Annotated in this window: 15 protein-coding genes and 1 tRNA gene; 8 read left to right on the top strand and 8 right to left on the bottom strand. The window is 68.3% G+C overall.

Annotated elements, in window-relative coordinates:
- Positions 1–39: 39 nt before the first annotated feature.
- The 7 genes from pknB to E0497_RS00665 all read right to left on the bottom strand — a co-directional run bounded on the left by pknB (position 40) and on the right by E0497_RS00665 (position 9,589).
- Positions 40–1,968 carry a Stk1 family PASTA domain-containing Ser/Thr kinase gene (pknB, locus tag E0497_RS00695; protein WP_137722862.1) on the bottom strand — a complete coding sequence of 643 codons (1,929 nt, stop codon included), beginning with the start codon at positions 1,966–1,968 and terminating at the stop codon, positions 40–42.
- A complete protein-coding gene (locus E0497_RS00690; RefSeq protein ID WP_137722861.1) occupies positions 1,965–3,329 on the bottom strand; it encodes a serine/threonine-protein kinase in 1,365 nt (454 codons plus the stop codon). Before E0497_RS00690 ends, pknB begins: the two co-directional genes overlap by 4 nt.
- A 4-nt stretch (positions 3,330–3,333) precedes the next feature.
- Positions 3,334–4,821, bottom strand: coding sequence for a peptidoglycan D,D-transpeptidase FtsI family protein (locus E0497_RS00685; protein WP_137722860.1), 1,488 nt, complete (start codon positions 4,819–4,821; stop codon positions 3,334–3,336).
- Entirely contained in the window at positions 4,818–6,263 is a 1,446-nt protein-coding gene (locus E0497_RS00680; protein ID WP_137722859.1) for an FtsW/RodA/SpoVE family cell cycle protein, read from the bottom strand. The genes E0497_RS00685 and E0497_RS00680 overlap by 4 nt, the downstream gene beginning before the upstream one ends.
- On the bottom strand, positions 6,263–7,708 hold the full coding sequence (locus tag E0497_RS00675; RefSeq protein ID WP_137722858.1) for a PP2C family protein-serine/threonine phosphatase: 1,446 nt from the start codon (positions 7,706–7,708) through the stop codon (positions 6,263–6,265). Before E0497_RS00675 ends, E0497_RS00680 begins: the two co-directional genes overlap by 1 nt.
- Entirely contained in the window at positions 7,705–8,172 is a 468-nt protein-coding gene (locus tag E0497_RS00670; protein WP_137722857.1) for an FHA domain-containing protein FhaB/FipA, read from the bottom strand. The genes E0497_RS00675 and E0497_RS00670 overlap by 4 nt, the downstream gene beginning before the upstream one ends.
- A 163-nt stretch (positions 8,173–8,335) precedes the next feature.
- Entirely contained in the window at positions 8,336–9,589 is a 1,254-nt protein-coding gene (locus E0497_RS00665) for a DUF3662 and FHA domain-containing protein (protein WP_137722856.1), read from the bottom strand.
- A gap of 196 nt (positions 9,590–9,785) precedes the next feature.
- On the opposite strand from E0497_RS00665, the gene E0497_RS00660 reads away from it, so the two are divergent.
- The 7 genes from E0497_RS00660 to E0497_RS00625 all read left to right on the top strand — a co-directional run bounded on the left by E0497_RS00660 (position 9,786) and on the right by E0497_RS00625 (position 22,472).
- Positions 9,786–9,868: transfer RNA gene (locus tag E0497_RS00660), tRNA-Leu, on the top strand.
- Positions 9,869–10,200: 332 nt separating this feature from the next.
- Entirely contained in the window at positions 10,201–10,791 is a 591-nt protein-coding gene (locus tag E0497_RS00650; RefSeq protein ID WP_137723137.1) for an MFS transporter, read from the top strand.
- A gap of 582 nt (positions 10,792–11,373) precedes the next feature.
- A complete protein-coding gene (gene gltB, locus E0497_RS00645) occupies positions 11,374–15,960 on the top strand; it encodes a glutamate synthase large subunit (RefSeq protein ID WP_137722855.1) in 4,587 nt (1,528 codons plus the stop codon).
- Positions 15,953–17,419 (top strand): glutamate synthase subunit beta, encoded by a 1,467-nt coding sequence (locus tag E0497_RS00640; protein WP_137722854.1) that lies wholly within the window; start codon positions 15,953–15,955, stop codon positions 17,417–17,419. Before gltB ends, E0497_RS00640 begins: the two co-directional genes overlap by 8 nt.
- Before the next feature lie 283 nt (positions 17,420–17,702).
- Positions 17,703–19,526, top strand: a complete 1,824-nt coding sequence (locus E0497_RS00635; RefSeq protein ID WP_137722853.1) for an Ig-like domain-containing protein — start codon at positions 17,703–17,705, stop codon at positions 19,524–19,526.
- Positions 19,527–19,547: 21 nt separating this feature from the next.
- A complete protein-coding gene (locus E0497_RS00630; RefSeq protein ID WP_137722852.1) occupies positions 19,548–21,284 on the top strand; it encodes an Ig-like domain-containing protein in 1,737 nt (578 codons plus the stop codon).
- Positions 21,285–21,557: 273 nt separating this feature from the next.
- Entirely contained in the window at positions 21,558–22,472 is a 915-nt protein-coding gene (locus E0497_RS00625; RefSeq protein WP_137722851.1) for a cutinase family protein, read from the top strand.
- Between the two features lie 7 nt (positions 22,473–22,479).
- Here the strand turns inward: E0497_RS00625 and E0497_RS00620 are convergent, their stop codons facing one another.
- Positions 22,480–23,070: a DUF732 domain-containing protein gene (locus tag E0497_RS00620; RefSeq protein ID WP_137722850.1), complete on the bottom strand. Its 591-nt coding sequence runs from the start codon at positions 23,068–23,070 to the stop codon at positions 22,480–22,482.
- Positions 23,071–23,406: 336 nt separating this feature from the next.
- Between E0497_RS00620 and E0497_RS00615 the strand changes: the two genes are divergently transcribed.
- Complete coding sequence (locus E0497_RS00615) at positions 23,407–24,300, top strand: hypothetical protein (protein ID WP_137722849.1); 894 nt, start codon at positions 23,407–23,409, stop codon at positions 24,298–24,300.
- Positions 24,301–24,315 lie beyond the last annotated feature (15 nt).

The raw sequence follows: 24,315 nt of genomic DNA, 5'->3' as shown, positions 1-24,315 counted from the left end.
CCCCCGTTTCACGGGGGCCGCTCCTGTGTTCCGGGGCTGCTATCGGGGGATACCGAGTTCCCCGACGAGCACCGTCAGCTGCTCGTTCTTCGCGACGTCGCTGCCCGGCGCCTGCTGCTGCCCGACGATCTTGCCGACCAGGGCGGTGTCCAGAGTGGGCTGCTTCTTCTGCGACAGCTGGTTCGACGATCCGGTCCAGCCGGCGCGGCGCAGCGCGTCCACCGCCTGCGACAGCGACATCTGCGTCAGATCCGGCATCGTGAACAGTTTGCCGTTCGACACCTGCAGACGGATCGTGTCCCCCTTCGCGGCGGCCGACCCGCCGGTCGGGGTCATCGCGACCACCTGGCCCTCCGGTTTCCCGGAGTCGACCTTCTCGACCTCCACCGTGAAGCCGGCACCCTCGATGTTCGGCTGCGCCACGTCGACGGTCTGACCGACGACGTTCGGCACCCGCACCTGCTCGGGTCCGGACCCCAGGGTGATCGCCACCGTCGAATCCAGATTCACCTTCGCACCCGTCGACGGCTCCTGACCGGTGACCTTGTCGAGCTGCTTCGGGTCCGACGGGGCCCGGTCGACGGCCGCGTCGAGTCGCAGACCGGCCGCGGCGAGGGCCGCGGCCGCATCGTCCTGGCTCAGACCCGTCAGCTTCGGCACCTGCACCTGCTCGGGACCCGACGACACCTGCAGCGTGACCTTGCTGTTCTCGTCGACCGACGTACCCGCCGACGGGGTGGTGCCGATGGCATTGCCGACCGCGACGACCGCATCCGGCCGGGACTGGATCGTCGAATCGAGTTTCGCGTCGCGCAGCATCGCGGCGGCCTCCGCCTGACTGCGGCCCGCCACGTTCGGCACCGTCACCTTCGACGGAGCGGACAGCACCGAGAACGTGAACGCGCCGATGATGCCGACCACGATCAGCGCCGCGACCGCCAGCAGCACGGTGCGGGTGGTGTTCGACTTCTTCGCCGGCTTCGACGGCGCGATCACCTGCGGGGTGGCCGTCACGGGCGCCGGACGGGCCGGTTCCGGGGTGTATCCGGAACTGGTGTCGCCGTCGGCGGCGGCTCCGAACATCGTGGTCCGTTCCTCGTCGGTGAGGACCATCGGTGCGCTCGGACGCTGCCCGCCGAGCACCCGCACCAGATCGCTGCGCATCTCCGCGGCACTCTGGTAGCGGTTGGCCGGGTTCTTGCTCATCGCCTTGAGAATCACCGAATCGAGCACCGTCGGAATCGACGGGTTCACCAGCGACGGGGTCTTCGGATCCTCCCGCACATGCTGGTAGGCGACCGCGACCGGGGAATCACCCGTGAACGGCGGCCCACCGGTGAGCAGTTCGTACAGCACACAGCCGAGCGCGTAGACGTCCGAGCGGGCGTCGACCTGCTCGCCGCGGGCCTGTTCCGGCGACAGGTACTGTGCCGTCCCGATCACCGCGGCCGTCTGCGTCATCGTGCTGGCACCGTCCGCGATGGCGCGGGCGATACCGAAATCCATCACCTTCACCGCGCCGGCACGGTTGATCATGATGTTGGCGGGCTTGATGTCCCGGTGCACGATGCCGTTGCGGTGACTGAAATCGAGTGCCGCGCACACGTCGGCGATGATCTCCATCGCCCGCCGCGGCGCCAGCGGGCCCTCGGCGCGCAGGATGTCGCGCAGCGTGTCGCCCTCGACGTACTCCATCACGATGTACGGCAGCGGACCGCTGTCCGTCTCGGCCTCACCGGTGTCGTAGACGGCGACGATCGCCGGATGGTTCAGGGCTGCCGCGTTCTGCGCCTCACGACGGAACCGCAGGTAGAACGTGGGATCACGGGCGAGATCGGCGCGCAGCACCTTCACCGCGACATCCCGGCTCAACCGCAGATCGCGGCCGCGATGCACCTCCGACATGCCACCGAAGCCCAGGGTCTCGCCCAGTTCGTACCGGGAGGAGAGATTGCGCGGCGTCGTCATTGCTGTCCTTGAGTGGCCGTGGTCGTCTCGGCCGTCGTGGTTTCGGTCGGGGTCGTCGTCGTGGTGGTTTTCGCGGTGGTCGTCGTCGTGGTCGGCGGCGGCGTGGTGGTCGTGGTTTTCGCGGTGGTCGTCGTCGTGGTCGGCGGCGGCGTGGTCGTGGTGGTGGGCTCGGCCGTCGTGGTCGTGGGCGGCGGTGTGGTGGTCGTCGTCCGCGGTGTCGTGGTGGTCGTCGTCGGCTTCGCGGTGGTGGTCGTCGAGGTCACCGCCGGTGGTGTGGACGGTCGATCCGATCCGCCACCGAAGAACAACAACCCCAACGCCACCAACGCGGCCAGGGTGAGCAGCCCGCCCCCGGCCCACGCGAGCGCCTTCTGCCCGGGCGTCCACCCGGCGGCGGCGTCCGGTGCAGGTGCCGGTTCCGGGACCTGACTGTGCTGCTGCGACGCGATCATCGCGGTCGGTGCGGCCGTCGGAACGGGGGCCACCACCCGGGTCGCGGCCGTCGGCACCCGACCGGGCGGCGGCCGGTGCCCGGACCGCACCGCGGCGACCGCGTCGGCGAACTCGCCGCCGCTCCCGTACCGGTGCGCCGGATCCTTCGTCAGCGTGATGTCGATCAGTTCCCGGATCGGGGCCGGCAGATCGACGGGCATCGGCTCCGGCGGTTCCTGCACGTGCTTCATCGCGACCGTCAGGGTGCTGCCCCCGCCGAACGGGCGCCGACCCGACAGGGCCTCGTAGCCGACGACACCGAGCGAGTACACGTCGCTCGCCGACGTCGCCTCCTGGCCGAGGGCCTGCTCCGGGGCGATGTACTGGGCGGTGCCCATCACCATGCCGGTGCGGGTGACCGGGGAGGCGTCCACGGCCTTCGCGATCCCGAAGTCGGTGATCTTCACCTGCCCCGACGGGGTGATGAGGATGTTGCCGGGCTTGACGTCCCGGTGCACCACCCCGGCCGAATGCGCGACCTGCAGGGCCCGCCCGGTCTGCTCGAGCATGTCCAGGGCGTGCGGAATCGACAGTCGCCCCACCCGCGCGAGGACCGCGTTGAGCGGTTCCCCCGCCACCAGCTCCATCACCAGGTAGGCGAGGCCGGCACCGGCGTCGTCGTGGGTCTCCCCGTAGTCGTAGACGCCGGCGATGCCGGGATGGTTGAGCTGCGCGGTGGTGCGGGCCTCCACCCGGAACCGTTCGAGGAACTCCGGATCCGACGAGAACTCGGCCTTGAGTACCTTCACCGCGACCCGGCGGTCGAGACGGCCGTCGGTGGCCTCCCACACCTGGCCCATACCGCCGGTCGCGATCAACCGTTGCAGGCGGTAGCGGCCGCCGATCACCGATCCGTTCGTCAACGACACTGCCTCATCCCCTCTGCAAACCGGCCGCGATGACGGCACGTCCGATCGGTGCGGCCACCGACCCACCCGTCGCCGCGAGCGCCCGGTCCCCGCCGTCCTCGACGATGACGGCGATCGCGACGGTCGGATTCTGGGCCGGGGCGAACGCGATGTACCAGGCGTGCGGCGGCGTGTTCCGCGGATCGGTGCCGTGCTCGGCGGTGCCGGTCTTGGACGCGATCTGCACACCCGGGATCTTGCCGCCACCGGCAGTGTTGTTCTCCGAGCCGATCATCAACTGCGTCAACGTCTCCGCGACCTGCGGCGACACGGCCCGGCCCACCGATTTGGGGCTGGTGGTCGCCAGGTCGGACAGGTCCGGGGCCTGCAGTTGCGACACCAGATGCGTCTCCATCCGCATGCCGCCGTTGGCGATGGTCGCGGCGATCTCCGCGTTCTGCAGCGGTGTCAGTGCGACGTCCCGCTGCCCGATGCTGGACTGGCCGAGCGCCGCGGTGTCGGGAATCGAGCCGATCGTGCTGTCGGCGACCGGGATCGGGACCCCGGGCGTGTTCGGGCCGATCCCGAACGCCTTCGACTGCTCGGCGAGCGCGTCGGTGCCGGTCTTGATACCCAACTCCACGAACGCGGTGTTGCAGGAGCGGGCGAACGCTTCCCGCAGCGACGCCGTCGGACCGCCCCCGCACGTGGTGCCGTTGTAGTTCTCCAGCGTCGTCGACGTGCCCGGCAGTGTGATGTTCGGTGCCGCGGTGAGCTGCTCGTCCGGGTTGGCGCCGTTCTCGAGCGCGGCCGCCGTGACGACCACCTTGAACGTCGACCCCGGCGGGTACGTCGCGGACACCGCCCGGTTGAGCATCGGCCTGTCCGGGTCGGCGTTCAGTTCGTCCCAGGCGTCGGACGTCTGCGCGCCGTCGTGCCCGGACAGCCGGTTCGGATCGTAGCTGGGGGTGCTGGCCATGGCCAGGATGTTGCCGGTGCTCGGCTCGATCGCGACGACCGAACCGGTGTAACCCTTCGCGGTCAGTTCGTCGTACGCGACCTGCTGCATCACCGGGTCGATGGTGCTGACGACGTTGCCGCCGCGCGGGTCCCGACCCGACACCAGATCGAAGAACCGCTTGCTGAACAGTCGGTTGTCGGAGCCGTTGAGGACCGGGTCCTCGGCCCGCTCCAACCCGGCGCTGCCGTACTGCATCGAGTAGAAGCCGGTGACCGGGGCGTTCGCGAGCGGACTGGACGGTGCCGCCTGGTTCGGTGGGTACACGCGCAGATACTTGTACCGGTCGTCGGTGGGCACCGACGCGGCCAGCACCTGACCGCCGGCGGAGATCTGGCCGCGCTGCCGGGAGTACTCGTCGAGCAGCACCCGCGAGTTGCGGGGATCGTTCCGCAGGTCGTCGGCCTTGATGACCTGCACGTAGGTGGCGTTGGCGAGTAGCGCCACCACCATCACCATGACGGCGAGCGCGACCCGGCGCAGTGGTGTGTTCATTTCCGGCCCAGCATTTCGGTGGGGGCGTCCGCGATGGGGGCGGGCCCCTTCTTCTTCGGGGCCGCGGGGGTGCGGGCGGCGTCGGAGATCTTCATGAGCAGCGCCAACAGCAGATAGTTCGCGAGCAGGGACGACCCACCGTACGACATGAACGGGGTGGTCAGTCCGGTGAGGGGAATCAGTTTCGTGACACCGCCGACGACGACGAACAACTGGATCGCGATCGTGAACGACAGGCCGGCCGCGAGGAGCTTGCCGAAACTGTCGCGGACCGCCAGGGCCGTCCGCAGCCCACGGACCACCAGGATCAGGAACAGCATCAGGATCGCGGCTAGGCCGATCAGGCCCAGTTCCTCACCGATCGCGGCGACGATGAAGTCGGTCTTGGCGAACGGCACCTGCGACGGGCGTCCGCTGCCCAGTCCGGTACCGGCGACACCGCCGGTCGCCAGCCCGAACAGCGACTGCGAGATCTGGTAGCCGGTGTTCTGGTAGTCGCCGAGCGGATCGATCCACGTGTCCACCCGCACCCGGACGTGCCCGAACATCTGGTACGCGAAGAAGAACCCGACGAGCAGCAGACCGGCACCGATCAGCAGCCAGCCGACCCGTTCGGTCGCGATGTACAGCATCACCAGCACGGTGCCGAAGATCAGCAGCGACGTGCCCAGATCCTTCTCGAACACCATGATCGCGACCGAGACGATCCACGCCACCAGGATCGGGCCCAGATCACGGGCCCGCGGCAGGTCCATGCCGAGGAAATGCCGGCCCGCGGTGGTGAACAGGTCACGCTTGGCGACCAGGACCGCCGCGAAGAAGATGATCAGCAGGATCTTCGCGAACTCGCCCGGTTGGATACTGAACCCGGGCAGCTTGATCCAGATCTTGGCGCCGTTGACCTCGGAGAACTGCGACGGCAGCAGCGCCGGGATCGCGAGCAGCACCAGACCGGCCAGGCCGACGGTGTACCCGTAGCGGGCCAGCAGTCGGTAGTCGCGGAGCAGCACGAGGACCGCGATGAACCCGCCCAGGGCGAGTGCCGTCCACAGCACCTGCTGGTTCGCGTCCGGCGACGGGATCGGCAACCCCTGATAGACCGCGGAATCGGCGTCCGCGAGATCCAACCGGTGGATGATGACCAGGCCCAGCCCGTTGAGCAGCGCCACGATCGGCAGCAACAGTGGGTCTGCGTGCGGTGCGAACCGGCGCACCGCGAGATGCGCGACGAGGAACATGACCGCGTACGCGAGACCGTACTTGGCCAGATCCCACGTGAGCGACTGCTCCTGGCTGGCCTCGACCAGGATCAGCGACACCGTCGTGATCGCGATCGAACCGCACAGCAGGAACAGCTCGGTGCTCCGCCGGTTCGACCGGGCGGGCGCGGCCGCGAAACCGCCGGCCGGGCTCGGGAAGGGGGCGTCGGACGTCGTGGACATCAGCTACCGGCCCTGCAGTTCTGGCCGGGAATCTGTTCGACGGGCGGCGGCGCCGGCACCGTTTCGGCCGGGGCGGGTTCCGGCGCGGCTGCCGGGGCGGGCACCGGTTCGGCCGGCGCGGGGGGTGCCGGTGCGGGTGGCACCGGGGCGGGTGCCGGTGCCGGTAGGGGTTCCGGTTCCGGCGGGGTGCACACCGGCAGCAGATCGTTCGCGGCGAGCCGGCGCATCTGGTCGGTCGCGTCGGTCTCGGTGCCCGACGGCAGACCGGCCCGCACCTGTTCCCGTGCGGACGGCTGCAGATCGTCGACCATCAGCATCCGGCAGTCGCCGGGCAGCGCGTTCGGGTCGGCGGCGGTGAGTGTCCCGTCGTCGGCGACGCAGCCGACCAGGGCGCTCTCCTGCAGCGAGAACCCCAGCACGGAACCGGGGATGCCGCGCAGCACTGTGACCCGATCCGCGGCCGCCCCCACGTAGTAGTAGCTGCGGATCATCGCGCGACCCACCACGAGACCGCCCGCGAGCAACGCGATCAGCGTGACGGCGAGCAGCGTCCACCGCAGTTTGTGGGACTTCTTCGGCGTCTCCTCGGCCGGCGGAGTGACCCGTTTCGGTGCGGCCCGCGGCGGCCGTATCGCCGCCGCCCGGCCCGCGGCCGTGTTCGGCGGGGGAGCGTCGTCCTCCTCGTCGTCGGACGCGGCGCCCCCGACGATCGGATGCCGCTGCCCGTAGCCGTAGTCGATGACGTCGGCGACGATCACCGTCACGTTGTCGGGGCCGCCGCTGCGCAGCGCCAACTCGATGAGCCGGTCCGCGCACTCGTCGTGCGTGCCCTCGCGCATGGTGTTCGCGATCGTCTCGTCGCTGACCGGGTCGGACAGGCCGTCCGAGCACAGCAGGTAGCGGTCGCCGGCACGGGCCTCCCGCATCGTCAGCGTCGGCTCCACCTCGTTACCGGTGAGCGCCCGCATGATCAGCGACCGCTGCGGATGGGTGTGCGCCTGTTCGGCGGTGATCCTGCCCTCGTCGACGAGGGACTGCACGAACGTGTCGTCGCGGGTGATCTGGGTGAGCTGATCGTCGCGCAGCAGGTAGGCGCGGGAATCACCGATGTGGACGAGACCCAGCCGGCTGCCCGTGAACAGCATCGCGGTCAGCGTCGTGCCCATGCCCTCGAGTTCGGGATCCTCCTCGACCTGGTCGGCGATCGTCGCGTTGCCCTCGCGGGTGGCGGCGTCGAGCTTGCCGAGCAGGTCCTCACCGGGTTCGTCGTCGTCGAGATGTGCCAGCGCCGCGATCATCAGCTGCGACGCGACCTCCCCGGCCGCGTGACCGCCCATACCGTCGGCGAGCGCCAGCAGGCGCGCACCCGCATAGACGGAGTCTTCGTTGTTGGCGCGGACCAGGCCGCGGTCGCTACGGGCCGCGTAGCGCAGAACCAGGGTCACGGGCGCAGCTCGATCACGGTCTTACCGACCCGCACCGGGGTGCCGAGGGGCACCCGGACAGCCGTCGTGACCTTGGCGCGGTCCATGTAGGTGCCGTTGGTGGAGCCGAGATCCTCGACGTACCAGTCGGTACCACGCTGTGACAGGCGGGCATGCCGGGTGGACGCGTAGTCGTCGGTGAGGACCAGCGTCGAATCGTCGGCCCGGCCGATCAGCACCGGCTGACTGCCCAGCGTGATCCGGGTACCGGCCAGCGCGCCCTGCGTGACCACCAGGAACTTCGCGACCTTCTGCTTACCGAGCGACGGCAGCACCGCCGGGCGGCGCACCGGCCGTGTACCGACCCGCGCACCACCGGCACCGGCATAGATGTCGCTGCGGAGTGTCCGGATCACCGCCCACACGAAGAGCCAGAGCAACAGCAGAAAGCCAGCTCGCGTCAGTTGGAGTATCAGTCCCTGCACTGCTCGACACCTCCTTCGGGGGCACGGCTACGCGGACGCGCGGCCGGGGCAATCTCGGTTGGCTGCATCATATGTGGAAGCCACCGACAGTGATCATGATCCGACGCCGCACCCGATGTCCCGGGGCGCGGCGCCTGTCGGTGCGGCGCAGCGTCTGCCGTGGTCAGAGGATGCGCACCAGGATCTCGGAATGTCCGGCACGCACCACGTCGCCGTCGGCGAGCTGCCAGTCCTGCACGGGCGCGCCGTTGACGGTGGTGCCGTTGGTGGACCCGAGATCCGACAGCATCGCGACCTGCCCGTCCCAGCGGATGTCGAAGTGCCGCCGGGAGACGCCGGTGTCGGGGAGCCGGAACTGGGCGTCCTGGCCGCGGCCGACGATGTTGTTGCCCTCACGCAGTTGGTGGAAGCGGCCGCTGCCGTCCTCGAGTTGCAGGGTCGCGGTGAACGTGCGGCCCGCCTCGGGTGCGTACCCGGCCTGATAGCCCTGGTCGTAGCCCTGCTGGGCGTACGCCTGGTTGTAGCCGGCCTGCTCGTACTCCTGCTGGTAGCCGGCCTGGTTGTACCCGGCCTGCTGGTAGTCGCCCTGCTGGTAGTCGTAGTCGGCGTAGCCCTGCTGGCCGTAGCCGCCCTGGTGGTTCGGGTCGTACCCCTGGTCCTGGTAACCCTGACCCTGGTAGTTCGGGTCCTGATACCCCGGCTGGTGGTAGCCCGGGTACTGGCCGGGATACGGCTGCTGGGCGTCGTAGTTCTGCTGGTCGTAGTTCTGCTGGTAGTCGCCCTGCTGGCCGTAGCCGCCCTGGTGCGCCGCGCCGTACCCCTGCCCCTGGTCGTAGTACGGCTGCTGGTAGCCCTGCGGCGGGTGGTCCTGCCCCTGATCGGGTCCCGGATGCGCGCTGCCGTTGCGGGACTGCTCACGATCCTTCGGGTCGCGACCGGGCTCGTGTCCGGAGTTCTGCGTCATGGGGCCTGCTCCTGGGGTCGGGGAAACGGGGGATTGTCCCGCGCGGGGGTCGGGTCCGGGCGCACCGCCGGTGCGGTGCGCGTCCGGATCGACCGACCCCGCCGTGCGGAACTGACCGGTGTGCAGCGTCGAGGACGGCTCGAAACGGACATCGATGTCACCGTACGTCTGCCAACCCTGTTCGCGGATGTATCCCTCGAGATGTTTTGCGAAAGATGTCACTGTCAGTTCGTGATCCGACGCCAGCTTCCGGTGATCCGATTCGTTGATCGTGATCACGTAGCGGTTGGGGGCCAGATAGTGGCCGCCGTCGAGTTGCTGGACGTGGTCGGTGGCTTCGCGTTGCAGCGCGGCTTCCACTTCCTGGGGTACGACGCCGCCACCGAAGACGCGGGCGAAGGCGTCGCCGACGGCCCCCTGAAGCTTGCGCTCGAAACGTTGAACGATCCCCACGGCATGAACCTTGCTGTTGTCTGTTCGCGGTCAGTCTGCGTGTCGCGGCGGCAGGAGTCCGTACCGCTGCTCCTGCATGATATCCGGACACTCCGTCCGAACGGTTCCGGTCGCGTCCATTGAGTCCATTTTATGGTCACTACCTGCACGAATCGTCGTTTTCGAAAGTGGCATGCTACTGTTTTCAGCGTCGCTCGGGCGAGTGGCGGAATGGCAGACGCGCTGGCTTCAGGTGCCAGTGTCCTTCGGGACGTGGGGGTTCAAGTCCCCCTTCGCCCACAACGGAAAGCCGCGAGTTCTTCGGAACTCGCGGCTTTCGTCGTTTCCGGGGCCCTACGCGTGGTGTCACACCCCTTTTGCCGGCGCCACACGTGTATTCGACGCCGGAAACGTGTGTGCACTCGGGAGAAGGTGTGTGGCTTCGCCGGGCGCCGCAGTCACGGCCGCGGCCAGGGCCGTCCGTCGAGCCGTTCGATGTCGATGTTGAACCGTTTCAGGTAGCCGGCGAACGTGGCGACGTCGTCGGGGCTCCACTCGGTGAGGACTCGGTCGAGGCCGTCGAGGGTGGCGTCGTCGCGGTGCTGGCAGTGGCCGGCATCGTGGCCGCCCTCATGCAGACGCTGGTGGTGCCGCTCATCGGCGACCTGCCCCGCATCCTGGACACCACCGCGTCCGACGCGTCGTGGGTCATCACGATCACGCTGCTGGTGGGTGCCGTCGCGACACCGGTCACCGGCCGGCTCGCTGACCTGCTGGGCAAGCGGAAGATGTTGCTGTTCTGTGCGGTGCCGCTCGTCGTGGGTTCGGTGCTGTGCGCGCTCGCGTCGTCCCTGCTGCCGATGATCGTCGGACGTGGCCTGCAGGGCCTGGGTATGGGCATGGTGCCGTTGGGGATCAGTGCCCTGCGGGAGCTGGTGCCGCCGTCGGAGACCGGGTCGGCGAACAGCTTCAACACCCTGATGCGGTCGGTCGGCACGTTGGTGGCGGCGGCCGTGGTGGGTGTGGTGCTGGCGCAGATGAGCATGGACATCGGGGGCGGTCACACCGTTCCGACCGAGGCGGGTTTCCGGACCGGCATGCTCATCGGCTGCGCGGTGGCGCTCGTCGCCGCGGCGGTCGCGCTGGCGATCCCCGGGCGGGGGTCCGCGGCGACGCGGGCGGTACCGTCCGAGCCCGTCGAATCCGTTCCGGCGAGGGTGTGACCTGGGGTTCTTCCTGTCGGGACGGTGCCTGCGGCGAGATTTGCCGATCCGCATGAGTCAAACGTTCAACTGGTGCTAATGTTCGTCCTGCACTGGCCGCAGCTGTCCACTCGCTGCGGCCAGTAGCTATTTTCGCACCCGGTTGCCCCACGGCCCGGGTTTCCCGGGAAACCGATTCCGAGACCGCCGCGTCACCGCGCTGTCATCGCGCCGTCGGCGGATCGTGCGAAGGCTGCAATCAGACGCTCTGCCGGCACCCGAATTCGCGCTCTAGGCTGTGACGTGGATTGCAGTCGCTCGATCACCGGTCGCAAATCCGCAGGTCATCTGGCGGAAAGGGGAACCTTGCTTGCGTTTCCGCCGGGTGCGTGAATTAACCTTTTCTCAACACGGTGGACTCGTCGACGTATGAAACCCCCTGAGCAACGTCGCCAGGGCGGACGTCAGTCCCGTGTCGAGGCTCAACGAGGAGCCCTTCTCGGTCGGTACCGAACACAGCGTCGTGGCGGTACATGCTCTGCAGTTGGATGGCCATCAGCGCCGCTGGTCGTCGATGCATTCACGCATACGAAGGCAGTTGGTATGAAGCATCTTCCCGGGCCCCAGGGGCTCTATCACCCGTCGAACGAGCACGACGCGTGCGGCGTCGCGTTCGTCGTCGACATGCACGGTCGCCGCAGTCGGGACATCGTCGAGAAGGCGATCACCGCGCTGGTCAACCTCGAGCACCGTGGTGCCGCGGGTTCCGAGCCCAACACCGGTGACGGTGCCGGCATCCTGCTCCAGGTCCCGGACCGCTTCCTGCGTGCTGTCGTCGACTTCGACCTGCCCGCCGCGGGCGCGTACGCCACCGGTATCGCGTTCCTGCCACAGGGCGACGCCGCCGCCGACACCGCTGCCGCGGGCGTCGAGAAGATCGTCGCCGAGGAGGGTCTGACGGTTCTCGGCTGGCGCGCGGTCCCCACCGACGACTCGTCGCTCGGCACGCTGGCCCGCGCCGCGATGCCGACGTTCCGTCAGGTGTTCGTCGGGTCCGCCGGTGATGCGGTCACCGACATGGACCTCGAGCGCCGCGCCTACGTGATCCGCAAGCGCGTCGAGCACGAACTCGGCACCGCCGGGGCCGGCGAGGACGGTCCGGGACACGAGTCGGTGTACTTCCCGAGCCTGTCCGGGCAGACGTTCGTCTACAAGGGCATGCTCACCACGCCGCAGCTCAAGGGCTTCTACCTGGATCTGCAGGACGACCGGCTCGAGAGTGCGCTGGGTCTGGTGCACTCGCGCTTCTCCACCAACACGTTCCCGTCGTGGCCGCTGGCGCACCCGTTCCGCCGGGTCGCCCACAACGGTGAGATCAACACGGTCAGCGGCAACGAGAACTGGATGCGGGCCCGTGAGGCGCTCATCCGTTCCGAGGTTTTCGGTGAGGGCGCGCTCGAGAAGATCTTCCCGGTCTGCACGCCGGGCGCCTCGGACACCGCCCGGTTCGACGAGGTCCTCGAACTGCTGCACCTCGGTGGCCGCAGCCTGCCGCACGCGGTGCTGATGATGATCCCGGAGGCGTGGGAGCGGCACGAGTCCATGGACCCGGCCCGCCGCGCGTTCTACGAGTACCACTCGACGCTCATGGAGCCGTGGGACGGTCCGGCGTCGGTGTGCTTCACCGACGGCACCGTCGTCGGCGCCGTCCTCGACCGCAACGGTCTGCGCCCGTCGCGGGTGTGGGTCACCGACGACGGTCTGGTCGTCATGGCGTCCGAGGTCGGTGTCCTCGACATCGCACCGGAGAAGATCGTGCGCCGCATGCGGATGCAGCCGGGACGGATGTTCCTGGTCGACACCGCGCAGGGCCGCATCATCTCCGACGACGAGATCAAGTCGGAGCTCGCCGCCGCGCAGCCGTACCAGCAGTGGATCGACGACAGCCTGGTCCACATCGACGACCTGCCCGAGCACAAGTACACGTACATGACGCACGACCGGGTCGTGTTGCGCCAGCAGATCTTCGGCTACACCAACGAGGAGGTGAACCTGCTCGTCAAGCCGATGGCCGTCTCCGGTGTCGAGGCGCTGGGTTCGATGGGCACCGACACCCCGATCGCGGTCCTCTCGGCCCGGCCGCGGATGCTGTTCGACTACTTCCAGCAGCTGTTCGCGCAGGTGACGAACCCGCCGCTCGACGCGATCCGCGAGGAGATCGTCACCAGCCTCGGTGGCACCATCGGCCCCGAGGCGGATCTGCTGAACCCGTCGCCGCTGTCGTGCCGGCAGATCCTGGTGCCGCAGCCGATCCTGCACAACGACGACCTGTCGAAGCTGATCCACCTCAACGACAACGGCGAGTTCCCGCGCTTCCGCAGCGTCGTGGTCCGCGGCGTGTACCCGGTCGCCGAGGGTGGCGAGGGCCTGCGCCGCGCCCTGGACACGGTGCGGGACAAGGTGTCCGAAGCCGTCGCCGGCGGCGCCCGTCTGGTCGTGCTGTCGGACCGCGAGTCCAACGAGAAGTACGCGCCGATCCCGTCGCTGTTGCTCACCGCGGCGGTGCACCACCATCTGGTGCGGGAGAAGACCCGCACCAAGGTTGGGCTGATCGTCGAGTCCGGTGACGCCCGCGAGGTGCACCACATGGCGGCGTTGCTCGGCTGCGGTGCGGCCGCGGTCAATCCGTACATGGCGTTCGAGACCATCGACGAGCTGATGCAGTCCGAGCAGCTGCCGGGCCTGACCCGGGACAAGGCCGTCGCGAACTACATCAAGGCCGCCGGCAAGGGCGTGCTGAAGGTGATGTCGAAGATGGGCATCTCGACGCTCGCGTCGTACACCGGTGCCCAGCTGTTCCAGGTGATCGGCCTGTCGCAGGAACTCGTCGACGAGTACTTCACCGGCCTGCACTCGAATCTCGGTGGTATCGGCCTCGACGAGATCGCGTCGGATGTCGCTGTGCGCCATGCTGATGCGTACCTGGATCGTCCGGAGCTGCGGGCGCACCGCGAGCTCGAGGTGGGCGGCGAGTACCAGTGGCGTCGGGAGGGCGAGTACCACCTGTTCAACCCGGACACGGTGTTCAAGCTGCAGCACGCGACCCGCACCGGCCAGTACTCGATCTTCAAGGAGTACACGACCCTGGTCAACGACCAGTCGGAGCGGCTGGCGTCGCTGCGCGGCCTGATCACGTTCAAGGACGGTGTGCGCGAGCCGATCTCGATCGACGAGGTCGAACCCGCCAGCGAGATCGTCACGCGCTTCTCGACGGGCGCCATGAGCTACGGCTCCATCTCGGCGGAAGCCCACGAGACGCTCGCCATCGCGATGAACCGTCTCGGTGCTCGCTCGAATTCCGGTGAGGGCGGCGAGGATCCGCGTCGTTTCGAGGCCGACGAGAACGGTGATCGGCGTCGGTCGGCGATCAAGCAGGTCGCGTCGGGTCGCTTCGGTGTCACGGCGCACTACCTGACCAACTGCACCGACATCCAGATCAAGATGGCGCAGGGCGCCAAGCCCGGTGAGGGCGGACAGCTGCCGCCGCACAAGGTGTACCCGTGGATCGCCGAGGTCCGTGGCTCCACCCCGGGCGTCGGCCTCATCTCGCCGCCGCCGCACCACGACATCTACTCGATCGAGGATCTGGCACAGCTGATCCACGACCTGAAGAACGCCAACCCGGCGGCCCGGATCCACGTCAAGCTGGTCTCGGAGATCGGTGTCGGCACCGTCGCCGCGGGTGTGTCCAAGGCGCACGCCGACGTCGTGCTCATCTCGGGTCACGACGGTGGCACGGGTGCGTCGCCGCTGACGTCGCTCAAGCATGCCGGCGCACCGTGGGAGCTCGGCCTGGCCGAGACCCAGCAGACGCTGCTGCTCAACGGACTGCGTGACCGGATCGTCGTCCAGGTGGACGGTCAGATGAAGACCGGCCGCGACGTGATGATCGCGGCGCTGCTCGGCGGTGAGGAGTTCGGTTTCGCGACCGCACCGCTGGTGGTGTCGGGTTGCATCATGATGCGCGTGTGCCACCTCGACACCTGCCCGGTGGGGGTGGCGACGCAGAACCCGGTGCTGCGCAAGCGTTTCGCGGGACGTCCGGAGTTCGTGGAGAACTTCTTCCTGTTCATCGCCGAGGAGGTGCGTGAACTGCTCGCCGAGTTGGGCTTCCGCACCCTGCAGGAGGCGGTCGGCCAGGTCGACGCCCTCGACACCACCGCGGCCGTCGAGCACTGGAAGGCGTCCAAGCTGGACCTGACGCCGATCCTGCACAAGGTCGAATCCGCGTTCGCGGATCAAGACCTGTACTGCTCGGGCACGCAGGAACACGGCCTGGAGAAGGCGCTCGACCAGCAGCTGATCGAGCAGGCGCGTCCGGCGCTCGACAAGGGTGAGGCCGTCGCGTTCGCGTCGGAGATCACCAACGTCAACCGCACGGTCGGCACCATGCTCGGGCACGAGCTGACCAAGGCCTACGGCGCGGAAGGCTTGCCGGAGAACACGATCGACATCACGTTCACCGGGTCGGCCGGCAACAGCTTCGGTGCGTTCGTGCCGAAGGGCATGACGCTGCGACTGCACGGCGACGCCAACGACTTCGTCGGCAAGGGTCTGTCGGGTGGACGCATCGTGGTGCGGCCGCCGCTGCGCACGGCCGACGGCTTCGTCGCCGAGGAGAACGTCATCGGCGGCAACGTGATCCTGTTCGGTGCCACCGGCGGCGAGATCCTCGTCCGCGGCATCGTCGGGGAACGTTTCGCGGTCCGCAACTCCGGCGCCACCGCTGTCGTCGAGGGGGTGGGCGATCACGGGTGCGAGTACATGACCGGCGGCAAGGTGGTCGTCCTCGGCAGGACCGGACGCAACTTCGGTGCCGGCATGTCCGGTGGCGTCGCGTTCGTCTACAACCCGGACCGTGATTTCCGGACCGACCTCAACACCGAGTTGGTCGATCTCGAGGACCTCAGCGTCGCGGACTTCGAGTGGCTGCAGGGCGCGATCGAGCGCCACCGTGACGAGACCGGATCCGAGGTTGCGGCCCGGATCATCGCCGACTGGGCGCACCAGAAGGCGCATTTCGCGAAGGTCATGCCACGCGACTACAAGAAGGTCCTCGTCGCGATCGAGACCGCGAAGAAGAACGGAACCAACGTGGACGACGCAATCATGGAGGCAGCTCGTGGGTGATCCGAACGGCTTTCTGAAGCACACGTCGCGGGAACTGCCGCTGCGCCGACCGGTGCCGCTGCGCCTGATGGACTGGAAGGAGGTCTACGAGGATTTCGACCCCTCGACCCTCCGGAAGCAGGCCAGCCGGTGCATGGACTGCGGTATCCCGTTCTGCCACAACGGTTGCCCGCTCGGTAACCTCATCCCCGAGTGGAACGACCTGGTCCACAAGGACCGGTGGCACGACGGCATCGACCGGCTGCACGCGACCAACAACTTCCCCGAGTTCACCGGCCGGCTGTGCCCGGCACCGTGTGAGGCGTCGTGCGTGCTCGGCATCAACCAGGATCCGGTGACCATCAAGCAGGTCGAGGTCGAGCTCATCGACCGCGCCTTCGACGAGGGCTGGGTGCAGGCGGTGCGCGCGTCGCACATCACCGGTAAGAAGGTGGCCGTCGTCGGGTCCGGTCCTGCGGGTCTGGCTGCGGCACAGCAGCTCACGCGTGCCGGGCATTCGGTGACGGTGTTCGAGCGGGCGGACCGCATCGGCGGTCTGCTGCGCTACGGCATCCCCGAGTTCAAGATGGAGAAGCGGCACATCGACCGCCGGTTGGCGCAGATGGAGGCCGAGGGCACGGTGTTCCGCGCCGGCGTGAACGTCGGCGTCGACATCACCGCCGAGCAGTTGCGTGAGCAGTTCGACGCGGTCGTCCTCGCGGGCGGGTCCACCGTGGCCCGCGACCTGCCGATCCCGGGCCGTGAACTCGACGGCATCCACCAGGCGATGGAGTTCCTGCCGATCGCCAACCGCGTCCAGCTCGGTGATCCGATTCTCGATGCCGCAGGGGAGCCTCCCATCTCTGCGAAGGGCAAGAAGGTCGTCATCATCGGCGGCGGCGACACCGGAGCCGACTGCCTCGGCACCAGCCACCGGCAGGGCGCCGAGAGCGTGCACCAGTTCGAGATCATGCCGCGGCCGCCGGAGTCCCGCGCCGACCAGACCCCGTGGCCGACATACCCGCTCGTGTACCGCGTGTCGTCCGCCCACGAGGAGGGCGGCGAGCGGGTGTTCTCGGTCAACACCGAGAAGTTCGTCGGTCGTGACGGCAAGGTGACCGCGCTGAAGGCGCACGAGGTCGCGATGGTGAACGGCCGCTTCGAGAAGGTCGAGGGCTCGGACTTCGAGATCGACGCCGACATCGTGTTCCTCGCGATGGGTTTCGTCGGACCCGAGAAGTCGGGCCTGCTCACCGATCTCGGTGTCGACCTCGACGCGCGCGGCAATGTCGCCCGCTCGTCGGACTGGGAGACCAGCGTCCCCGGTGTGTTCGTCGCCGGTGACATGGGTCGTGGTCAGTCGCTCATCGTGTGGGCCATCGCCGAGGGCCGCTCGTGCGCGTCCGCGGTCGACGCCTTCCTCGAAGGCGCGACGTCGCTGCCGTCGCCGATCCGCACCACCAGCGCACCCCAGCGCTGATCCCCGGCGGGGGCCGGCGTCGTCCCCGCAATCAGGGCTCGAAGGCCCCGTTCCACGCATCGCCTCGCGTGGGACGGGGCCTTCGTCTGTTTCATCCGGTCTCACGCCGAAATCTTTTGCGAGAGAAACTTCCTGAACTGCGTCAACGACGCCACCGAGCCATTTCTGTCGAAACGGGGACGGAACCGAATGCCGTGGGCCATAGTGATCCGGATCGCATCTGTACAACTGTCCAACAGCAACGGTGTCGGGGGTTGTTGAGGACGTCTTTCAAGGAGAATCCATGGCAACTCGCGTGTCCAAGCGACTCGCAGCGCCGCTCGTGACCCTGGTCAGCGCCCTCGCGTTGGTCTGGGGCACGGCCGGTGCGGCGACCGCAACTCCCACCGACCCGCCGCCGCCGCCTCCGGCGTGGTCGGGTGACAAATCGGCCGACAACCTCGGGTGGAACCTGAGCCTGGCCAAGGTGAACGGTGTCGACGTCAACCGTGCCGAGGCGGGCGTCAACGTCGTCGATCCCGGAGACACCATCACCTACCGGGCCAAGATCTGGAACAAGGGCGGCAGCGATCGCACGGCGACCGCTATCCGACTGATCGGTCCGTCCGGCCTGGAATATGTTTCCTCGTCCACGAGTAAGTCTGCGAACGTCTCCAACGAGGGCGCTGCCGGCGTCAAGGCCGTCTGTTCCGGAGGAGGCTGCGGCACGATCTGGGGCCTGGGTAGCGGCTTCAAGAACGACGTGACCTTCGATGTCACCTACAAGATCCCCGCGACCTTCGCACCCGGTGACTACGACGCGGGTTTTGTGTTCGACGTGTACTCGTTCAACACCGGGCAGGGAAGCAACCCGGCCGGTGCGTGGATCCGGGTCAACGACAACCGTGCCGCGACCACCACCACGGTGACCGCCCCGGCCACGGTCGGCAAGGGCAGCGAGACGACGCTGACGGCCACGATCACGCCGTCCGACGCGACGGGTGAGGTGCAGTTCTACGAGGGCACGAACCCGATCGGCACGCCGGTCACGGTCAGCGGCGGAACCGCCACGCTGGCACACACGTTCGCCGAGATGGGCACGTACAACATCTCCGCGAAGTACACGGCCACGGGCCTGTTCCACGATTCCGAGGGTGCGGCGACGCAGGTCGAGGTCGGCAACGTCGTGACCCAGACGTCCCTGAACGTCCCGGCCACGGCCGAGGCGGGTACGACGGCGCCGCTCGAAGCAACCGTCACCCCGGCCGACGCGTCGGGCACGGTGCAGTTCGTCGTCAACGGCGCCAACGTCGGTAACCCGGTGCAGGTCGTCGGCGGCAAGGCCACGCTGAACCACCGTTTCGACGATCCGGGCACCTTCTCGGTGGCCGCGAACTTCGCCGGAAGCTACGGCTACGCCAACTCGGATGCCACCGCGCAGCAGGTCGCTGTCGACTACGGCGCCTGGCAGACCACCACCGTCGTCGTCGAACCGGTGAACGCCGAGGCCGGCAGCCCCACCAACCTGATGGCCACCGTCCGCCCGATCCCGACCGGTGGTGACATCGTCTTCCGTGTCGAGGGCACCGAGGTCGGACGCGTCGCGATCGGCACCGCCGACGGTGTCGCTGTTCTCGAGCACACGTTCGCTACCGCCGGCAGCTACCCCGTCGTCGCGGCCTTCGAAGGTACCCAGGGCTTCTCGACGTCGACGTCCGCGGAGTTCACCGCCACGGTCGCCCCGACCGCACCGGTTCTCACCGCGGTCGACGCGAACCTGAGCATCCAGGGCCTGTCGGTCGCGGGCCAGACGGTCACGCTGATCGCCACCGTGAATCCGGCCGGCGCCGCCGGCACCGTGCAGTTCTACCGCGGCACCGAGGCGATCGGTACGCCCGTCGCGGTGGTCGACGGCAAGGCGACCGTCACCACGACCCTCGACTTCGAGGGCACCCAGCTGCTCAGCGCCAAGTTCCTCGGCGGTGACGGCTACCGCGACACCGTCTCGAACACGGTGGTGCTCAACGTGTCCGCGGCCCCGACCGCTCCTGAGGGCGGCGCCGGCAGCCTCGGCTCGCTGCTGGAAGGCCCGATGGCCGGGCTGCTCGCCGGATCGCTGGGGGGCTGACCCATGAGTGCAGGAGGATCGATGAGTTCCAAGCTGTACCGCACCATCGCGCCGCTCGCGGTGGGCGCCATGGTCGCCTCGGGTGCGGCACTGTTCGCGGCCCCCGCGTCGGCGGACACGACCACGACGACGTTCAAGAACGCGTGCCGGGCCACCCCGTCGATCGGTGGCGGGGCGCAGGACCAGGTGCAGGAGGCGTCGGTGACGGTCGACGCCCCGGCGACGGTGGTACCCGGTGAAGAGTTCGTGGTGACCATCAGTCCGCCGCCGATCTCGGTGCCGAACGATCTGGGATCCGGGGCATCCCTGAACAACGTGTCCCGTTTGAAGATCGACGTGGCGATGCCGGAGAACGCCCAGTTCCTCGGTGGTGAGATCGTTCCGGGTACCAGCTCGGGCCTCACCGGTGTGGCACCCAACGTGCTCGTCGTCAACGAGCAGGGCAACGTGGATCCGAACGGCACGATCATCCGGTTGTCGGGCAACAACCAGATCATCGGCAACGGCCCGAGCACTTCGAAGAGCTCCGAGGGCGGTATCCGGGCGAACGCGGTCGGCGGTGCGAACACGACCTTCCAGCTACCGCAGGTCAAGGCTCGACTCAAGGCCGGCGCCACGGGTGAGATCCACATGAAGCTGCGTACCGCCGGTGCCGCGGGCAACTTCGCCAACGACGCCAACTTCCTCACCTTCCTGCCCCGGGCGAACGCGCCGCTGGGGATCACGGCGTGGGCACCGACCCAGTGCACCCCGCGGGACACCACGGGTGGACCTCTCAACACCGGCGGTGGCCCTATCGCGACCGTGCAGATCAAGCGTGCCGTCGTCGACACCGTCACGCATCTGGACGGTCCGAGTGCGGTGACCAACGGCGGCGAGTTCACGCTCAACGCGACGGTGGTGCCGACGCCGGACAGCGGTCAGGTGCAGTTCACGCTGGCCGGTGAGGATGTCGGTGCGCCGGTGGATCTGGTGAACGGCAAGGCGTCGCTGACGCAGACGCTGACCACCGACGGCGACTACGCGTACGGGGTGAAGTTCCTGGGTGCGGAGTTCTCGAACGCGTCGGCGGGTACGAAGACGGTGACGGTGACGTCGCAGGACATCGCGACCACGACGTCGGTGACGGGTCCAGCTCAGGACGCCTACCGGGGTGAGCCGGTGAACCTGACGGCGAAGGTGGAGCCGGGTGTCTCGGGCGGCACGGTGACGTTCGAGGTGAACGGCAGCGCGGTCGGTACGGCGGATGTGAAGGACGACGGTGCCGCGGTGCTGCCGCACACGTTCGACGTGAACGGCACGCATCGGGTGATCGCCCGTTACTCGGGTGCCGACGGTGTCTCGCCGTCGGTGTCGGCGCAGTACCCGGTCAGTGTGACGGAGGCGCCGGCCGCGGATGTGGCCACCACGATCACGGTCGACGCGGTTCCGTCGACCGCGAAGGGCCAGCAGGTGACGCTCACTGCCCGCCTCGCTCCGGGTGATGCCCGCGGCACGGTGCAGTTCAAGCTCGGTGACGTGCTGCTCGGTGGTCCGGTGCGGGTGGATCAGAACGGTGTCGCGACTCTGGCGACGTTCTTCCAGAACCCGGGTGAGTTCGTGGTCTCCGCGCAGTTCGCGGCCGATGCCGGCTTCATCGACTCGGCGGCCGATCCGGTGAACGTCACGGTGACCGGTGATCCGGACACGGTTCCGACGCCCGGTGGCCAGGGCGGCCTCGGCAGTCTCGGTGACCTGTTCGGGGGCTTCGGTTCCTGACGGGCGGTAGCTGCCACCGGCAGTGCTGAACACGGGCGGGGTGTCGTCGCGCATGCGGCGGCACCCCGCTTTGTCACCCAGCGGAACAAGACCCCCACATTCGCGCGGCACTCCGGTAGCGTGCGTTTACCGACCGTGCATCGGGCCGCAATGTGGACCTGTCAAGATCTATCCGGCGCGTTCACCGGACACGAATGCGCGCTCGGGGGCGTCGAAGCAGGTGGTCGCGGGAGCCGTGGCCACTCGGAAGTGGATGAGTGGGGTGCGGTACCGATGGGCGTGAAGAAGTCGCTGACGGTTCTGGGAGCATGCGCTGCAACGATTTTCGGATCGATCGTCAGTGTGGGGGCGGGGACGGCGCAGGCCGCACCGGAATGCCCGAACCTGCAGGTCGTCGCGATCCCCGGAACATGGGAGACCACCACTGATCCCGGTGAGCACCGTGGCCCGGGCATGCTGGCGGCCGTCACGAACCCGTTGCCGTCGTCGGTGGGGGTCACGTACGTGCCGTACGCGGCCACGGCGTTCCCGTGGGAGACCGAGGTGTACGGCGCGTCCAAGCGTCAGGCCGTCGACAACGCGCGCGGTGTCATCGCCGACGTCGCGCAGCGCTGTGGCAACACCCGCTTTGCGATCGTCGGCTACAGCCAGGGCGCCGACGCGGCCGGCGATCTCGCCGCCGAGATCGGCACGGGTACCGGGGTGGTGTCGCCGACGCGGCTCGCCGCGGTCGGTCTGCTGTCGGATCCGCGCCGGTCGGAGACCGACATCCTGGTGGGTCCGTCGGTGGTCGGCAACGGTGCGGGCGGTCCTCGTGTCGGCGGCTTCGGTTGGGCCACCCCGCAGACCCGCACGTTCTGCGTCGTCGGCGACCTCTACTGCTCCACCCCCAAGGACGATTTCGTCACCCGACTCGCCGGGTTCCTGGCGCAGAACTCGTCGCCGCAGGCGCAGCAGTCCGGACGCTACATCCAGGAGGCGGTCTCGATCGTGCAGGACCTCATGGCCGCCGGCGGTATGCCGACGCTGCAGGCCGAGTCGTCCGACACCGCCCAGGAGGATCGCGCCGAGAAACTCGACCGGTTCTACCGCTCGCAGGCACACCAGGACTACGCGAACTACGTCGTCGACCGCAACGGCGCCACCGCGACGTCGTGGCTGACGAACTGGCTGCGTTCGATGGCCTGATCGGCCGTCAGCAGTACGTCTGTTCCGCGGTGGAGACATAGATTTCGGCGACCCGATCCGCGGTGATCGGCAGGAACTGCGCGTACGCCCTTCCGACGGAATCGAATTCGGCGAGCACACTCGCGCGCGAATCACCGCGCGCGAGTGCGTCGCACGTGCCCTGCGCGTACAGCACCTCCGCGGAGTCCATACCGGTCGGTGGAAGCCCGGCCACCCGGAGCGCCGCGAGATAGCGTCGGCCGCGCTCACCGGAGTCGGCCACGACCTGCTCGGGGGAGCGGGCGTCGATGCCGGCGGCGGGTGCCGCGGCACGTGACGTCGGCGGCGGCATCGTCGTGACCGATGCTTCCACCGTCGTGGACGGTGCCGGGGGCGCAGCGGATTCGATCACGGGTGCGGACGCCGGTGCTGCCACCCCGGTCGCGACCGCCGGAGGGGTTGCCGCGGTCGAGGTGGGCGTCGTGGACGGCGCTGTGGCCCCGGTCGACGTGGTCTCGAATGCGGCAGTTGCGGTGTCGGAATCCGGACTCCCGCACGCCGTCAACAGCAGCGCTCCGGCTGCGACGACGGTGGCGGCAGCGACACGTGTTCTCGACATGGTGCATCAGTGTGGCACGGGAGACTGCCGACCGGTAGGGCATCGGGACGTGTCGGATCCATGTCGCGATTCCCCCATATCCCGCCGGACTCCCGTGATATAAACCGTTCGTCTGTTACCGAACGTAACAGTGGGTTACGTGCCGAACCGGATCTCGGAAGCGTTGATGCAAGCCCGCTTTCGATTCGAGTTCACGTATGCCGTGGAGCATCCACCGCGACCTCGGCATGCCGCTTCACCGTGGTTCGCGGCGAGCGCGAGCGCCCGCCGCTGTTCATCGAACAGTGCGCACGAACAGTCCTGCGCACAACGAGGTTTCGACAACCGAGGAGTACAGTGAACAACGATTCGAACAATTCCTGGCGACGCCGCGGTCGGCGTTCCGCCGTGGTGGGAGGCGTCGCCGGCGCCTCGATGCTCCTGTTGGCGCCGCTGGCGTCGGCGGCACCGCAGCCGATTCCCGGTGGTGGCGTGTGTGATCCGAACCTGACCGAGGGGTGCCTGACCGTGCAGGTCAACAGCGGCACATTCGACAACAACGGATTCACACTGCCCATCGGTGACGGCGACATGATCATCGCCGGGAACTCCGGCTTGGAGGGTTTCATCCCCCGCGACGACGGTCACCACGGCGTCTACAGCAAACCGATCACCGTTCCCGGCGGCGTGCTCGGGGTGGATCTTCCGTTCGGGAATCTCTTCGGGTTGGCCGGAGTGACGGCCACGGTCGAGGCCGTGGACGTGCCGGTGTTCAACGGAGACCTCTTCGAATTCGACATGACGTTGCCGGTGCGGATGAAGATCGACAATCCGTTCCTCGGAGACCGGTGCTACATCGGCACCGAGTCGGCCCCGGTCGAGTTGAACCTGCACAAGTCGAATCCGGTCGACGATCCGTCGGACATCGCTATGGGCACCGGTGACCCGTGGCCCGCCGATACCGCTGTGGCGTCCAACATTCAGAACACGGCCACCGATTTCGCGTTGCCGGGGGCCACCGGGTGCGGCCCGTTCGGTGTCCTGAACCCGATCGTCAACTGGCGCGCCAAGGTGCCGAACAGCACCGGCACGTCACTGACGACGAAGTCGACCGGTTTCATTTCCCCGACTGTCAACGGCGGTACCGATCCTCTCGACGGCGCGGACGAGGGGACGGGCGGGTCCAGCGGCTCGAGTGGCTCCTCCGGCTCGAGCGGTTCGAGCAGTTCGAGTGGTTCCAGCGGTAGCTGATCGACTCGGGGTGTT

Source organism: Prescottella subtropica (assembly GCF_005434945.1).
Taxonomy (GTDB): domain Bacteria; phylum Actinomycetota; class Actinomycetes; order Mycobacteriales; family Mycobacteriaceae; genus Prescottella; species Prescottella subtropica.
This window is presented reverse-complemented; position numbering and strand designations above follow the sequence as displayed.